The 275-nt window shown below is 48.4% G+C and carries 1 rRNA gene; it reads right to left on the minus strand.

The features are described from left to right. Window positions 1-154: ribosomal RNA gene (locus QSV36_RS06575) — 23S ribosomal RNA — on the minus strand; the annotation flags it as partial. Window positions 155-275: the final 121 nt, after the last annotated feature.

A 275-nucleotide genomic window follows, 5' to 3' on the forward strand; every position in this document is an offset into this window, starting at 1 on the left:
CAAGATACTCAGCTTGTGCTGAGTGGGTTCCCCCATTCAGAGATCTCTGGATCACAGTCTGTTTGCCGACTCCCCAAAGCTTATCGCAGGCTACCACGTCTTTCATCGCCTCTGACTGCCAAGGCATCCACCGTATGCGCTTCTTCACTTGACCATATAACCCCAAGCAATCTGGTTATACTGTGAAGACGACATTCGCCGAAAATTCGCATGTTGCTCTTTCGAGCAGAACTCACAAATTTTACCTTAGCCTGATTAACCAGCAGTGAAACTGG

The organism is Pseudomonas sp. BCRC 81390 (genome assembly GCF_030341915.1).
Classification (GTDB): Bacteria; Pseudomonadota; Gammaproteobacteria; order Pseudomonadales; family Pseudomonadaceae; genus Aquipseudomonas.